The organism is Streptomyces sp. DSM 40868, from assembly GCF_011820545.1.
Taxonomy (GTDB): Bacteria; Actinomycetota; Actinomycetes; order Streptomycetales; family Streptomycetaceae; genus Streptomyces; species Streptomyces eurythermus.
The window spans coordinates 4,902,904-4,915,909 of sequence record NZ_CP050504.1 but is presented as its reverse complement, the minus strand read 5'-3'; the positions used below and the strand labels follow the sequence as shown (position 1 = coordinate 4,915,909).

Sequence of the window (13,006 nt, the reverse complement as noted above, 5' to 3'; positions counted from 1 at the left end):
GAAGATCATCGGACCGGCGCGCGCTACTTTAGGTAAACTAAGGAAAGTGTCGCAGCATGTGACACCTCAGGTGCGCCGGGAAGTCTGGTCGGCATGTGATTCCGCCTGCCTGCCTCCGGAGGTCTCCCGTGACCGCGCCCCGCACCCCCACCACCGTCCGCAAGGCCCTCGGGCGCCTGTCCCTGCCCGAGCGGACCTTCATCGCGGACGCGCTGCGCACCGAGACCGTCGGCGGTGTCCTGCTGCTCCTGGCCGCCGTGGCCGCGCTGCTCTGGGCGAACATCCCGGGACTGCACCACAGCTACGAGACGGTCAGCCACTTCCACCTCGGCCCCGGCGCGCTGGGCCTGCACCTGTCCGTCGCCCACTGGGCCGCCGACGGACTGCTCGCGCTGTTCTTCTTCGTCGCCGGCATCGAACTCAAGCGCGAGCTGGTCGCCGGGGACCTGCGCGACCCCAAGGCGGCCGTGCTGCCCGTGGTGGCGGCCCTGTGCGGGATGGCCGCACCCGCGCTCGTCTACGCCCTCACCAACCTCGCCGGGAACGGCTCCCTCCAGGGCTGGGCCGTGCCCACCGCCACCGACATCGCCTTCGCGCTCGCCGTGCTCGCGGTCATCGGCACCTCCCTGCCCAGCGCCCTGCGCGCCTTCCTGCTCACCCTGGCCGTCGTCGACGACCTCTTCGCGATACTGATCATCGCGATCTTCTTCACCGACCGGCTGAACCTCGCCGCCCTCGGCGGGGCCGCCGCCGGGCTCGCCGTCTTCTGGCTGCTGCTGCGCAAGGGCGTACGCGGCTGGTACGTGTACGTACCGCTCGCCCTCGTCATCTGGGCGCTGATGTACAACAGCGGCGTGCACGCCACCATCGCCGGCGTGGCGATGGGCCTGATGCTGCGCTGCACCACCCGGGAGGGTGAGCAGCACTCGCCGGGCGAGCACATCGAGCATCTGGTGCGGCCCCTGTCGGCCGGGCTCGCCGTACCGCTGTTCGCCCTGTTCAGCGCCGGTGTGTCGATATCCGGCGGGGCGCTCGGGGACGTGTTCGCCAGGCCCGAGACGCTCGGTGTCGTCCTCGGCCTGGTCGTGGGCAAGACGGTCGGGATCTTCGGCGGCACCTGGCTGACCGTCCGCTTCACCCGGGCGCGGCTCAGCGAGGAACTGGCATGGGCCGACGTCTTCGCGATGTCCTCGCTCGCCGGGATCGGCTTCACGGTGTCGCTGCTGATCGGCGAGCTGGCCTTCGGGAGTGACACCGTCCTGACCGGCGAGGTGAAGGCAGCCGTCCTCATCGGATCGCTGATCGCGGCGGTGTGCGCGACGATGCTGCTGAAGCTGCGCGACAACCGCTACCGCAGGCTGTGCGAGGAAGAGGAGCGCGACGAGGACCTCGACGGCATCCCGGACGTCTACGAACAGGGCGACCCGGCGTACCACCTCCGGATGGCCGAGATCCACGAGCGCAAGGCCGCCGAACACCGGCGGCTGGCCGCCGAGGCACGCCGCGGGCTTGCGGAAGTGCCGGGCGGGGCAGGCGAGGAGGGCGACCGTCCGGCATGATCTGACGAGACGGTACAAAACAAGACGGCCGCACGCGCGCGACGGCTACCCGGACGGCCGTACGAGCACCACGGCCGTCCCCACAGCACATGTGCGGCACGAGACCTCTGAGGGAGAACGCGATGAGCGCACCCGACGGCAGCCCGGTCGGCGCCGAACGCAGTATCGGCCAGCTGTTCGCCTCGGCGACGACCGAATTGTCGGCGCTGGTGCACGACGAGATCGCGCTGGCCAAGGCCCAGCTCAAGCAGGACGTGAAGCGTGGCGCGGTGAGCGGCGGCGCCTTCTCGATGGCGGGCGCGGTCCTGGTGTTCTCCCTGCCGATGCTCAACTTCGCCCTGGCGTACGGCATCCGCACCTGGAGCCACTGGAACCTGGCGATCTGCTTCGTGCTGTCCTTCGCGGCCAACGTACTGGTGGCCGGTCTGCTCGGGCTCATCGGCGTGGTGTTCGCGAAGAAGGCCAAGAAGGGCAAGGGCCCGCAGAAGGTGGCCGCCTCGATGAAGGAGTCGGCGGGCGTCCTGCAGAACGCCAAGCCGCACCCGCGCCCGGAACTGCCCGGCGAACCGGCTCCCGCCGCCATCGAGGCTGTGGCACGCTCGTCGTCATGACGGACCCAGCCGCCCCCTCGCCCGTGCGGATCGACCTCCCGGACGGGACCCGGGTCACGCACCGGGATGTCGCCGCCAACGGCGCCCGCTTCCACATCGCGGAGCTGGGCGACGGGCCCCTGGTGCTGCTCCTGCACGGCTTCCCGCAGTTCTGGTGGACGTGGCGGCACCAGCTGACCGCGCTCGCCGACGCGGGCTACCGGGCGGTGGCGATGGACCTGCGGGGCGTGGGCGGCAGCGACCGCACGCCCCGCGGGTACGACCCCGCCAACCTGGCGCTCGACGTCACCGGGGTGATCCGCTCGCTCGGCGAGCCGGACGCCGCGCTGGTCGGCCACGACCTCGGCGGCTATCTGGCGTGGACGGCGGCGGCCATGCGGCCCAAGCTGGTCCGGCGCCTGGCGGTGGTGTCCATGCCGCACCCGCGGCGCTGGCGCGCGGCGATGCTGCGGGACGCCCGGCAGACGGCCGCCAACTCCTACATCTGGGGATTCCAGCGGCCGTGGCTGCCCGAGCGCCGACTGACCGCCGACGGGGGCGCGCTGGTGGGCCGGCTGATCCGGGAGTGGTCCGGGCCGCGGCCGCCGGAGGACGCGGACGTGGAGGCGTACCAGCGGGCCATGTGCATCCCCTCCACGGCGCACTGCTCGATCGAGCCGTACCGCTGGCTGGTGCGCTCCCTGGCCCGCCCCGACGGTGTGCAGTTCTACCGCAGGATGAAGCGGCCCGTACGAGTGCCGACGCTGCATCTGCACGGCTCGCTGGACCCGGTGACCCGGACCCGCAGCGCGGCCGGTTCCGGGGAGTACGTCGAAGCACCGTACCGCTGGCGCCTGTTCGACGGTCTCGGTCACTTCCCGCACGAGGAAGATCCGGCCGCGTTCTCCGCGGAACTGGTCAACTGGCTGAAGGATCCCGAGCCGGACCGGTGACCGTTCGGGGCGGATTCCGGTGCGTTCGGCATCCGGCTCACCACCCGTGTCCCCCGAACCGCCACATGCCTTGCGCATAGGCCAATTAGGGGGCGCGCGGGAGGTTATCGACCTTCGGGCGGGGGCACACGTCGGGGTATGGGCTGGACGCACGACATCAGTGACGCACCCCGCAACCGCCGCTCGGCCACAGGCCCGGGCACGCCCCAGCGGGTCACGCCGCAACTCGCGGTAGCCGACCCCAGGGTGGGGATCCCGCGCATCCTGCGCCGCCGGGCCCGCTGGGTCTCGGTGCGTCTGCGTCACCCGCGGGGCTGACCGCCACCGCGCCGCCCTACAGGGCGCAGCTGTCCGTACCCACCTGCTCGTTCGCCGTACGCCCCCGCTCGATGTCGGCCCGGATCTCATCCGCCGTCAGCGCGTACCCCGTGTCCGCGTCGTCGAGCGACTTGGCGAACACCACGCCGTACACCTCCCCGTCCGGAGTGAGCAGCGGGCCGCCGGAGTTGCCCTGCCGGACGACGGCGTACAGGGAGTAGACATCGCGGCGGACCGTGCCGCGGTGGTAGATGTCCGCGCCGCTGGCCGTGATGCGCCCGCGCACGCGCGCGGCGCGCACGTCGTACGCGCCGTTCTCCGGGAAGCCGGCGACGATCGCGCCGTCCCCTCCGGACGCGTCCTCACGGGTGAACCGCAGCGCGGTCGCCCGCAGGTCGGGCACGTCGAGTACGGCGATGTCACGCTCCCAGTCGTACAGCACCACCCGGGCGTCGTACTTGCGGCCCTCGCCTCCTATCTGCACCCGCGGCTCGTCGACGCCGCCGACCACGTGCGCGTTGGTCATCACGCGCCGGTCGGCGAACACGAAACCGGTGCCTTCCAGGACCTTGCCGCAGCTCTGGGCGGTGCCGGTGACCTTGACGATGGAGTTCCGGGCGCGCTGGGCGACCGGGCTGCCCGCGAGGGCCGGGTCGGGCGGCCGCACGTCCTTGATCGGCTCGTCGGCGAACGGGCTGAAGACCTGCGGGAAGCCGTTCTGCGCGAGTACGGAGGAGAAGTCCGCGAACCAGGTGTCGGCCTGCTCGGGCAGCGCCCGGGAGACGCCGAGCAGCACCTTGGAGCCCCGGACCTCCTTGCCGAGCGTGGGCAGGGTCGTACCGGCCAGGGCGGACCCGATCAGCCAGGCCACCAGGAGCATCGCGACGACGTTGACCAGGGCGCCGCCGGTGGCGTCCAGGGCGCGGGCCGGGGACCAGGTGATGTGCCGGCGCAGCTTGTTGCCCAGGTGGGTGGTCAGGGCCTGGCCCACGGAGGCGCAGACGATCACGACGACCACGGCCACGACGGCGGCGGTGGTGCCGACCTCCTCCTTGCCGGTCGTGGCGTCCCAGATCACGGGCAGCGTGTACACGGCGAGCAGACCGCCGCCGAGGAACCCGGTCACCGACAGGATGCCGACGACGAAGCCCTGGCGGTAACCCACCACCGCGAACCACACGGCCGCGACGAGCAACAGGATGTCCAGCACGTTCACTGCTTCAGGCCTCGCCTACTCACTCCGCTCCCAGCAGCTCGGCCGGGCCCCGGGGCCGCCCCCCGGGGATTCAGCACGGGGATCACCCTGTCACGCGCGCCAGTCGAGCGGGACCTGCTTTCCCCGGTCCCAGGGGCGCTCCCAGCCCGCGTAGTGCAGCAGGCGGTCGATCACCCCGGCCGTGAAGCCCCACACCAGGGCTGATTCGACCAGGAACGCCGGGCCGCTGTGGCCGCTGTGGTGGACGGCGGTGGCGCGGTTGGCGGGGTCCGTGAGATCCGCCACGGGCACGGTGAAGACCCGGGCCGTCTCGTTCGGGTCGACCACGCCGACCGGGCTGGGCTCGCGCCACCAGCCCAGCACGGGCGTGACGACGAAACGGCTGACCGGGATGTACAGCCGGGGCAGCACGCCGAAGAGCTGCACGCCCGCCGGGTCCAGCCCGGTCTCCTCCCGCGCCTCGCGCAGCGCGGCCCGCAGCGGACCGTCGCCCTGCGGATCGCCGTCCTCCGGATCCAGCGCGCCGCCCGGGAAGGACGGCTGGCCGGGGTGCGAGCGCAGGGAACCCGCGCGCTCCATGAGCAGCAGCTCCGGGCCGCGCTCGCCCTCGCCGAACAGGATCAGCACGGCCGACTGCCGCCCCGAGCCGTTCTCCGGCGGCAGGAAGCGGCTCAGCTGCGTCGGCTCGACCGTCTCCGCGACGCGCAGGACCGGCGCCAGCCAGTCCGGCAGCCCCGCGCCGCTGAGCGTCAGCGGACCGTCCTGCGTACCGCTCGTCCTCGTCATCGCCACCCCCGTCGTCCTGCCCTCTCCAACGCCCGAGGGCACCGAGATCGTTCCGTCACGCGGCCCCCAGGGGCGGCGCCGGTTTGCCACCGGCGTCCAGATAGGCCTGCGGCGGGTTCAGGCGCTGGCCCGGGAAGCCGCCCTTCTCGTACTTGAGCAGCTTCTTCGCCTTCTCCGGGTCGGTCTCGCCCTCGCCGTACGCGGGGCACAGCGGGGCGATGGGGCAGGCGCCGCAGGCGGGCTTGCGGGCGTGGCAGATGCGCCGGCCGTGCCAGATGACGTGGTGGGACAGGTCGGTCCACTCGCTCTTCGGGAAGAGCGCGCCGACGGCGGCCTCGATCTTGTCGGGGTCGGTCTCGTCGGTCCACTGCCAGCGCCGCACGAGCCGCTGGAAGTGGGTGTCGACGGTGATCCCGGGACGGCCGTAGGCGTTGCCGAGGACGACGAAGGCCGTCTTGCGGCCCACGCCGGGCAGGGTGACCAGGTCCTCCAGCCGTCCGGGCACCTCGCCGCCGAAGTTCTCGACGAGCGACTTGGAGAGCCCTATGACCGACCTCGTCTTCGCCCGGAAGAAGCCGCAGGGGCGCAGGATCTGCTCGACCTCCTCCGGGTTGGCGGCGGCGAGGTCCTCGGGGGCGGGGTACCGGGCGAAGAGCGCCGGGGTGGTCTGGTTGACGCGCAGGTCGGTGGTCTGGGCCGACAGCACGGTGGCGACCAGCAGCTGGAAGGGGTTCTCGAAGTCCAGCTCGGGGTGCGCGTAGGGGTACACCTCGGCCAGCTCGCGGTTGATGCGACGGGCACGGCGGACCAGGGCGGTGGGGGACTCGCCGCCCGGCGGCCGGACGGCGATCTTCTTGACGGGCGCGGCCTTCTCGACGGCGGCTTCGGCGGGGAGGACCACGTCGGCCGGCTTCACCTTCTTGGCGACCGCGGCTTTCCTGGCGGAGGTGGTTTTTCTGGCCGGGGCGGTCTTCTTGGCCGGCGTGCTCTTCTTGGCGGCGGTCTTGGAGGGCGCGGCCTTCTTCGCGGCCGCCGTCTTCTTGGCGGGAGCCGTCTCCTTGGCCGCCGATGCCGCCTTCTTCTCGGCGGGCTTCCCGGCCCGCTTCGTGACCTTCTTCGCGGCCTTCCCCGTGGCTTTCTCCGCGGGCGAGGTCTCCCCCTCCGCACCGACAGCCTTTTTAGCCGATTTGCCCGTTTTACTACTTCCATCGGGCGCGCGTTCGCCCACAGCGGAATCGCGACGTACAACCACCCGCCCAGCCCCCTTGTCCTGTGCTGTCACCGGCGATTTGGACACCCGGCCAGCCTAAAGCCCGGCACCGACATCCGCCCCGGACCCGGCGAAGCGGCCCCCGATCGGACCCCTGACGCTTACCCCGGGAGACGGGTGCGGCATCCTTGTGACAGATCACACTGTTTGGACCGTCCGGCAAAATGGGGAACACGGTCCCCTGGCACACGGGGGAGCAAGATCCCCTGAGCAGGTCGACAAGGAGAGAACTCGTGGACGACGTTCTGCGGCGCAACCCGCTCTTCGCGGCTCTCGACGACGAGCAGGCCGCGGAGCTTCGCGCCTCCATGAGTGAGGTGACCCTCGCACGCGGCGATTCCCTGTTCCACGAGGGCGACCCCGGGGACCGGCTGTACGTCGTCACCGAAGGCAAGGTCAAGCTGCACCGCACTTCCCCCGACGGCCGGGAGAACATGCTCGCCGTCGTCGGCCCCGGCGAACTCATCGGCGAACTGTCGCTGTTCGACCCGGGCCCCCGCACCGCCACCGCGACCGCGCTGACCGAGGTCAAGCTGCTCGGTCTCGGCCACGGTGACCTCCAGCCCTGGCTGAACGCCCGCCCCGAGGTGGCCGGCGCCCTGCTGCGGGCCGTCGCCCGCCGTCTGCGCAAGACCAACGACGCCATGTCCGACCTGGTCTTCTCCGACGTCCCCGGCCGGGTGGCCCGCGCCCTGCTGGACCTCTCGCGCCGCTTCGGCGTGCAGTCGGAGGAGGGCATCCACGTCGTCCACGACCTGACCCAGGAGGAGCTGGCCCAGCTGGTCGGCGCCTCCCGCGAGACCGTGAACAAGGCCCTCGCCGACTTCGCCCAGCGCGGCTGGCTCCGCCTGGAGGCGCGCGCCGTGATCCTGCTGGACGTGGAGCGGCTGGCCAAGCGGTCGCGCTGACGCCGGCCTCGGCCGTACGCCCACGGGGCCCCGCTCGCACGAGCCGGGCCCCGTTGCCGTGCCCGGGCTAGATCAGCCCGTGCTCGCTGAGGTAGTCCAGCTGGGCCCGGACCGACAGTTCCGCCGCCGGCCACAGCGAGCGGTCCACGTCGGCGTAGACGTGGGCGACGACCTCGGCCGGGGTGCGGTGGCCGTCCTCGACCGCGGTCTCCACCTGGGCGAGCCGGTGGGCGCGGTGGGCGAGGTAGAACTCCACGGCGCCCTGGGCGTCTTCCAGGACCGGTCCGTGGCCCGGCAGGACGGTGTGCACGCCGTCGTCCACCGTCAGGGACCGCAGCCGCCGCAGGGAGTCCAGATAGTCCCCGAGCCTGCCGTCCGGGTGGGCCACGACCGTCGTACCGCGCCCGAGGATGGTGTCGCCGGTCAGCACCGCCCGGTCGGCCGGGAGATGGAAGGACAGCGAGTCCGCGGTGTGCCCGGGGGTGGGTACGACCCGCAGCTCCAGGCCGCCGACGGTGACCACGTCCCCGGCGGCCAGCCCCTCGTCGCCGAGCCGCAGGGCCGGGTCCAGCGCGCGCACGCGCGTGCCGGTCAGCTCGGCGAACCGGGCGGCGCCCTCGGCGTGGTCGGGATGACCATGGGTCAGCAGGGTCAGGGCTATGCGTTTGCCGGCCTTCTCCGCCGTGTCCACGACGTTGCGCAGGTGGCCGTCGTCGAGCGGGCCGGGATCGATCACCACGGCCAGGTCGGAGTCGGGCTCGGCGACGATCCAGGTGTTGGTGCCGTCCAGGGTCATCGCGGAGGCGTTGGGCGCGAGGACGTTGACCGCCCGTGCGGTGGCCGGCCCGGACAGCGTTCCGCCCCGGGGCTGGCCCGGCAGCGCGCTCGCGTCGGTCATGCGGAACCTCCACCGGTGGTCGAAGGGGCGGGCGAGGCGGTGGTCGTGGAGGAGGCCGTCGGGACGTGCTTGGTGAACTCCTCGTGCCCCGGCCAGGAGAGGATGATCTCGTCGCCCTGGAGGCGGGCGGTCGCCAGGACCGGCGTCATCTCGCACGCGGGCGCGGCGGCCAGTGCCTCGGCGGCGGTGCCGTAGGGCAGCAGCCGGCGCAGGGTGGCGATGGTGGGCGGCATCATCAGCAGCTCGCCCCTGTCGTACCCGGCGGCGGCCTCGGCGGGGCGGATCCACACCGTGCGGTCGGCCTCCGTGGAGGCGTTGCGGGTGCGCTGCCCCTCGGGCAGGGCGGCCACGAAGAACCACGTGTCGTAGCGGCGGGCCTCGAACTCCGGGGTGATCCAGCGGGCCCAGGCGCCCAGCAGGTCCGAGCGCAGCACCAGGCCGCGCCGGTCGAGGAACTCCGCGAAGGACAGCTCACGCGCGACCAGGGCGGCGCGGTCGGCTTCCCAGTCGTCCCCCGTGGTGTCGCTGACGACCGAGTCCGGGTCGGGGCCGGCGAGCAGCACGCCGGCCTCCTCGTAGGTCTCCCGTACGGCCGCACACACGATCGCCTGGGCGGCCGCGGCGTCGACGCCGAGCCGGTCCGCCCACCACGCGCGCGTGGGGCCCGCCCAGCGGATCTGGCGGTCGTCGTCGCGTGGGTCGACACCGCCGCCGGGATACGCGTACGCGCCTCCGGCGAAGGCCATGGAGGCGCGTCTGCGCAGCATGTGGACGACGGGGCCGTCCGGGGTGTCCTTGAGGAGCAGCACCGTGGCCGCGCGCCTGGGGGCCACCGGGGTGAGCGAGCCGTCCGCGAGCGCGCGGATGCGGTCCGGCCACTCCGGGGGATACCACTGACCGTTCGCCATGGCCGGAGGCTATCCCGTGCCGGGCGATTGTTCGAGAGGTGCCCGGGGCCGGCGGGGAGGACGGCGGTCTACTGCGCCAGCTCCACCTGGATCTCGACCTCGACCGGCGCGTCCAGCGGCAGCACCGCGACGCCGACCGCGCTGCGGGCGTGCACGCCCTTCTCGCCCAGGACCTCGCCGAGCAGCTCGCTGGCGCCGTTGACGACACCGGGCTGCCCGGTGAAGTCGGACGCCGAGGCGACGAAGCCGACGACCTTCACCACGCGCGCGATGCGGTCCAGGTCGCCGGCGACGGACTTCACGGCGGCCAGAGCGTTCAGCGCGCAGACGCGGGCCAGCTCCTTGGCCTCCTCCGGCGTGACCTCGGCGCCCACCTTGCCGGTGACCGGCAGCTTGCCCTCGACCATCGGCAGCTGCCCGGCGGTGTACACGTACGCCCCGGACCGCACGGCCGGCTGGTAGGAGGCCAGCGGCGGTACCACCTCCGGCAGGGTCAGGCCCAGCTCGGCCAGCCTGGCCTCGACCGCGCTCACGCCTGCTTCTCCCGCTTCAGGTAGGCCACCAGCTGCTCCGGGTTCGGCCCGGGCACGACCTGGACGAGTTCCCAGCCGTCCTCGCCCCAGTTGTCCAGAATCTGCTTCGTGGCATGGACGAGCAGCGGCACGGTTGCGTATTCCCACTTGGTCATGGGCCGACTGTAGCCGCTGCGGCCACGGGGACGGTGACCTGCGTTATCCACAGCCTCGCGCGTGACCGTCGGCCGGACTGGTTAGTCTCGAAGACGTGAGCAGGCTCCAGGTCGTCAGCGGCAAGGGCGGGACCGGAAAGACGACGGTCGCCGCCGCACTCGCGCTGGCCCTCGCGACCGAGGGGAAGCGGACGCTTCTCGTGGAGGTCGAGGGCCGGCAGGGCATCGCACAACTCTTCGAGACGGAGGCGTTGCCCTATGAAGAGCGGAAGATCGCGGTCGCTCCGGGCGGCGGGGAGGTGTACGCCCTCGCCATCGACCCCGAACTGGCCCTCCTGGACTACCTCCAGATGTTCTACAAGCTCGGGGGCGCGGGCCGGGCCCTGAAGAAGCTCGGCGCGATCGACTTCGCCACCACCATCGCGCCCGGCCTGAGGGACGTCCTGCTGACCGGCAAGGCGTGCGAGGCGGTGCGCCGCAAGGACCGCTCGGGGCGGTTCGCGTACGACTACGTGGTCATGGACGCCCCGCCGACCGGCCGTATCACCCGCTTCCTGAACGTGAACGACGAGGTGGCGGGCCTGGCGAAGATCGGCCCGATACACAATCAGGCGCAGGCCGTGATGCGGGTGCTGAAGTCGCCGGAGACGGCGGTGCACCTGGTGACGCTCCTGGAGGAGATGCCGGTCCAGGAGACCGCCGACGGCCTCGCCGAACTCCGCGCGGCCCGGTTGCCGGTGGGCCGGGTCATCGTGAACATGGTCCGGCCGCAGGTGTTGGACGCGGCCGACCTGGAACTCGTACGGACCGTGGAGCGTTCCTCCGTCGCACAGGCGCTCTCGGCGGCCGGCCTGGGCGGGGTCCGGCGCGGCGGGAACGCCGAGAAACTGGTGGACCCGCTGCTGGAGCAGGCCGCGGAGTACGCCGAGCGGTACACGCTGGAGCAGGAGCAGCGCGCGGTCCTCACCGAGCTGGGCCTGCATCTGCACGAACTCCCGCTGCTCGCCGAGGGCATGGACCTGGCGGGCCTGTACGAACTCGCCACCGAGCTGCGGAAGCAGGGGTTGTCATGAGTCCGGACCCGGCCGAGGCATCCGAGACGGCACAGGAGCCCGAGCAGGGCCGCCGCCTTTCTTCCGCGCGCGTGCTGGACGTGGATCCGCTGCTGGACGACCCCAGGACCCGGATCGTGGTGTGCTGCGGCTCGGGCGGGGTCGGCAAGACGACGACCGCGGCGGCGCTCGGGCTCAGGGCCGCCGAGCGGGGCCGCAAGGTGGTCGTGCTGACCATCGACCCGGCCAAGCGGCTGGCCCAGTCGATGGGGATCGACTCCCTCGACAACGTGCCCCGCCGGGTGAAGGGCACCGAGGGCGACGGCGAGCTGCACGCCATGATGCTCGACATGAAGCGCACCTTCGACGAGGTCGTGGAGGCGCACGCGGACCCGGCGCGGGCCGCCGCGATCCTGGCGAACCCCTTCTACCAGTCGCTCTCGGCGGGCTTCGCGGGCACGCAGGAGTACATGGCGATGGAGAAGCTGGGCCAGCTGCGGGCGCGGGACGAGTGGGACCTGATCGTGGTCGACACCCCGCCGTCCCGCTCGGCACTGGACTTCCTGGACGCCCCCAAGCGGCTCGGTTCCTTCCTGGACGGCCGGCTCATCCGTCTGCTGACCGCTCCGGCGAAGCTCGGCGGCCGGGCCGGGATGGCCTTCCTCAACGTCGGCATGTCGATGATGACGGGCACGCTCGGCAAGCTGCTGGGCGGTCAGCTGCTGAAGGACGTGCAGACGTTCGTGGCCGCGATGGACACCACGTTCGGCGGCTTCCGCACCCGCGCGGACGCCACCTACAAGCTTCTCCAGGCGCCCGGTACGGCGTTCCTGGTGGTGGCGGCGCCGGAGCGGGACGCGCTGCGCGAGGCCGCGTACTTCGTGGAGCGGCTGGCCGCGGAGAGCATGCCGCTGGTGGGCCTGGTGCTGAACCGCGTCCATGACAGCGGTGCCGGCCGGCTGTCGGCCGAGCGGGCGCTCGCGGCCGCGGAAAATCTTGAGGACCCCCGCATTGTGGATCAGGGGGGCGGGAAAGCTGGACTTCGTAACTCTTCCGACACGCAAGGCAGTTCACAATCTTCCGCACCGGAGACCGCAGCCCCTGCTCCCGAGGAAGGCTCCCCCGCCGACACGGAGCGCTCGGTCGACCGGCTCACCGCGGGCCTGCTGAGGTTGCACGCCGAGCGCATGCGGCTGCTCGCCCGCGAGCGGCGCACACGCGACCGCTTCACCGCCCGGCACCCCGATGTGGCGGTGGTCGAGGTACCCGCGCTGCCCGGTGATGTCCACGACCTCGCGGGCCTGCGCGACATCGGAAACCTACTGGCGGCCCAACGGCCTGAACGGACGGAGCACATATAGGCACCGCGCTACGGCTCACATCGGCACGGACGGGCAAGCAGACGGCTGACGTCGCGGCTTGCGTCACGCGAACAGGCGAGCGTACGGCGCGTACCCGTGTGTGTGGGCACAACGTGATGACGTGGTGAGCCTGAGCGGGGAAGCCCTCAGCTCACCGCGGCGTAGTTCTCGTACACCTCGTCGTTGTCGAGGGACACGATCCCCGCTCCCCGCTCGTACTCCGAGCGGGCGGTTTCCAGGAGTCTGCGCCAGGAGGTCACGGTGGGCCGCCTGCGCAGCAGCGCACGGCGCTCACGCTCCGTCATGCCTCCCCACACGCCGAACTCCACGCGGTTGTCCAGCGCGTCGGCCAAGCACTCGGTGCGTACCGGGCATCCGGTGCACACCGCCTTGGCCCTGTTCTGCGCTGCTCCCTGAACGAACAGTTCATCCGGATCGGTAGTGCGGCAGGCGGCCTGCGCACTCCAGTCGGTTACCCAGCCCATACCGGCGCCGTCCT

General features: G+C 72.0%; 15 protein-coding genes. 7 read left to right on the top strand and 8 right to left on the bottom strand.

The genetic code is table 11. The annotated features are described in order from the left end of the window. Nucleotides 1-128: 128 nt before the first annotated feature. From nhaA to HB370_RS42015, 4 genes are all read left to right on the top strand, one after another. Nucleotides 129-1,559 (top strand): Na+/H+ antiporter NhaA, encoded by a 1,431-nt coding sequence (gene nhaA / locus HB370_RS22435; RefSeq protein WP_030781881.1) that lies wholly within the window; start codon nucleotides 129-131, stop codon nucleotides 1,557-1,559. Between the two features lie 122 nt (nucleotides 1,560-1,681). After that, complete coding sequence (locus HB370_RS22430) at nucleotides 1,682-2,170, top strand: phage holin family protein (protein WP_030606372.1); 489 nt, start codon at nucleotides 1,682-1,684, stop codon at nucleotides 2,168-2,170. Next, complete coding sequence (locus HB370_RS22425) at nucleotides 2,167-3,102, top strand: alpha/beta hydrolase (protein ID WP_030781886.1); 936 nt, start codon at nucleotides 2,167-2,169, stop codon at nucleotides 3,100-3,102. Before HB370_RS22430 ends, HB370_RS22425 begins: the two co-directional genes overlap by 4 nt. Nucleotides 3,103-3,240: 138 nt before the next feature. Continuing rightward, a complete protein-coding gene (locus HB370_RS42015; RefSeq protein ID WP_078637502.1) occupies nucleotides 3,241-3,420 on the top strand; it encodes a hypothetical protein in 180 nt (59 codons plus the stop codon). Nucleotides 3,421-3,436: 16 nt separating this feature from the next. Here HB370_RS42015 and HB370_RS22415 read toward each other — a convergent pair whose 3' ends face one another. The 3 genes from HB370_RS22415 to nth form a co-directional block, all read right to left on the bottom strand. Next, nucleotides 3,437-4,636 carry a MarP family serine protease gene (locus HB370_RS22415; protein WP_030781889.1) on the bottom strand — a complete coding sequence of 400 codons (1,200 nt, stop codon included), beginning with the start codon at nucleotides 4,634-4,636 and terminating at the stop codon, nucleotides 3,437-3,439. A 90-nt stretch (nucleotides 4,637-4,726) separates the two neighbouring features. Further along, nucleotides 4,727-5,422, bottom strand: a complete 696-nt coding sequence (locus HB370_RS22410) for a CoA pyrophosphatase (protein WP_030781892.1) — start codon at nucleotides 5,420-5,422, stop codon at nucleotides 4,727-4,729. A gap of 55 nt (nucleotides 5,423-5,477) precedes the next feature. Then, nucleotides 5,478-6,650, bottom strand: a complete 1,173-nt coding sequence (gene nth / locus HB370_RS22405; protein ID WP_078637503.1) for an endonuclease III — start codon at nucleotides 6,648-6,650, stop codon at nucleotides 5,478-5,480. A 275-nt stretch (nucleotides 6,651-6,925) separates the two neighbouring features. Between nth and HB370_RS22400 the strand changes: the two genes are divergently transcribed. Continuing rightward, a complete protein-coding gene (locus tag HB370_RS22400; protein ID WP_014674022.1) occupies nucleotides 6,926-7,600 on the top strand; it encodes a Crp/Fnr family transcriptional regulator in 675 nt (224 codons plus the stop codon). Nucleotides 7,601-7,667: 67 nt separating this feature from the next. On the opposite strand, the gene HB370_RS22395 is transcribed toward HB370_RS22400, so the two are convergent. From HB370_RS22395 to HB370_RS22380, 4 genes are all read right to left on the bottom strand, one after another. Then, nucleotides 7,668-8,498, bottom strand: a complete 831-nt coding sequence (locus HB370_RS22395) for an MBL fold metallo-hydrolase (protein WP_030781901.1) — start codon at nucleotides 8,496-8,498, stop codon at nucleotides 7,668-7,670. Beyond that, nucleotides 8,495-9,406, bottom strand: coding sequence for an NUDIX hydrolase (locus HB370_RS22390; protein WP_030781905.1), 912 nt, complete (start codon nucleotides 9,404-9,406; stop codon nucleotides 8,495-8,497). Before HB370_RS22390 ends, HB370_RS22395 begins: the two co-directional genes overlap by 4 nt. Nucleotides 9,407-9,474: 68 nt before the next feature. After that, the gene (locus HB370_RS22385) at nucleotides 9,475-9,939 is read right to left on the bottom strand and encodes a RidA family protein (protein ID WP_030781908.1); all 465 of its coding nucleotides are present in this window, start codon (nucleotides 9,937-9,939) and stop codon (nucleotides 9,475-9,477) included. Then, nucleotides 9,936-10,094, bottom strand: coding sequence for a DUF4177 domain-containing protein (locus tag HB370_RS22380; protein WP_086024262.1), 159 nt, complete (start codon nucleotides 10,092-10,094; stop codon nucleotides 9,936-9,938). The genes HB370_RS22385 and HB370_RS22380 overlap by 4 nt, the downstream gene beginning before the upstream one ends. A gap of 95 nt (nucleotides 10,095-10,189) precedes the next feature. On the opposite strand from HB370_RS22380, the gene HB370_RS22375 reads away from it, so the two are divergent. Together HB370_RS22375 and HB370_RS22370 are read left to right on the top strand one after the other, a co-directional pair. Beyond that, nucleotides 10,190-11,167: an ArsA-related P-loop ATPase gene (locus tag HB370_RS22375; protein ID WP_030781911.1), complete on the top strand. Its 978-nt coding sequence runs from the start codon at nucleotides 10,190-10,192 to the stop codon at nucleotides 11,165-11,167. After that, on the top strand, nucleotides 11,164-12,507 hold the full coding sequence (locus HB370_RS22370; RefSeq protein WP_030781914.1) for an ArsA family ATPase: 1,344 nt from the start codon (nucleotides 11,164-11,166) through the stop codon (nucleotides 12,505-12,507). The genes HB370_RS22375 and HB370_RS22370 overlap by 4 nt, the downstream gene beginning before the upstream one ends. A 146-nt stretch (nucleotides 12,508-12,653) precedes the next feature. On the opposite strand, the gene wblA is transcribed toward HB370_RS22370, so the two are convergent. Beyond that, the gene (gene wblA / locus HB370_RS22365; RefSeq protein ID WP_030606400.1) at nucleotides 12,654-12,992 is read right to left on the bottom strand and encodes a transcriptional regulator WblA; all 339 of its coding nucleotides are present in this window, start codon (nucleotides 12,990-12,992) and stop codon (nucleotides 12,654-12,656) included. Between the last annotated feature and the right edge of the window lie 14 nt (nucleotides 12,993-13,006).

Excerpts from the sequence above, each read along its gene's own strand:
- HB370_RS22425 (WP_030781886.1), top strand. The coding sequence starts at position 2,167 with ATGACGGACCCAGCCGCCCCCTCGCCCGTGCGGATCGACCTCCCGGAC.
- HB370_RS22430 (WP_030606372.1), top strand. The coding sequence starts at position 1,682 with ATGAGCGCACCCGACGGCAGCCCGGTCGGCGCCGAACGCAGTATCGGC.
- HB370_RS22395 (WP_030781901.1), bottom strand. The coding sequence starts at position 8,498 with ATGACCGACGCGAGCGCGCTGCCGGGCCAGCCCCGGGGCGGAACGCTG.
- HB370_RS42015 (WP_078637502.1), top strand. The coding sequence starts at position 3,241 with ATGGGCTGGACGCACGACATCAGTGACGCACCCCGCAACCGCCGCTCG.
- HB370_RS22370 (WP_030781914.1), top strand. The coding sequence starts at position 11,164 with ATGAGTCCGGACCCGGCCGAGGCATCCGAGACGGCACAGGAGCCCGAG.
- HB370_RS22410 (WP_030781892.1), bottom strand. The coding sequence starts at position 5,422 with ATGACGAGGACGAGCGGTACGCAGGACGGTCCGCTGACGCTCAGCGGC.
- HB370_RS22380 (WP_086024262.1), bottom strand. The coding sequence starts at position 10,094 with ATGACCAAGTGGGAATACGCAACCGTGCCGCTGCTCGTCCATGCCACG.
- HB370_RS22390 (WP_030781905.1), bottom strand. The coding sequence starts at position 9,406 with ATGGCGAACGGTCAGTGGTATCCCCCGGAGTGGCCGGACCGCATCCGC.
- wblA (WP_030606400.1), bottom strand. The coding sequence starts at position 12,992 with ATGGGCTGGGTAACCGACTGGAGTGCGCAGGCCGCCTGCCGCACTACC.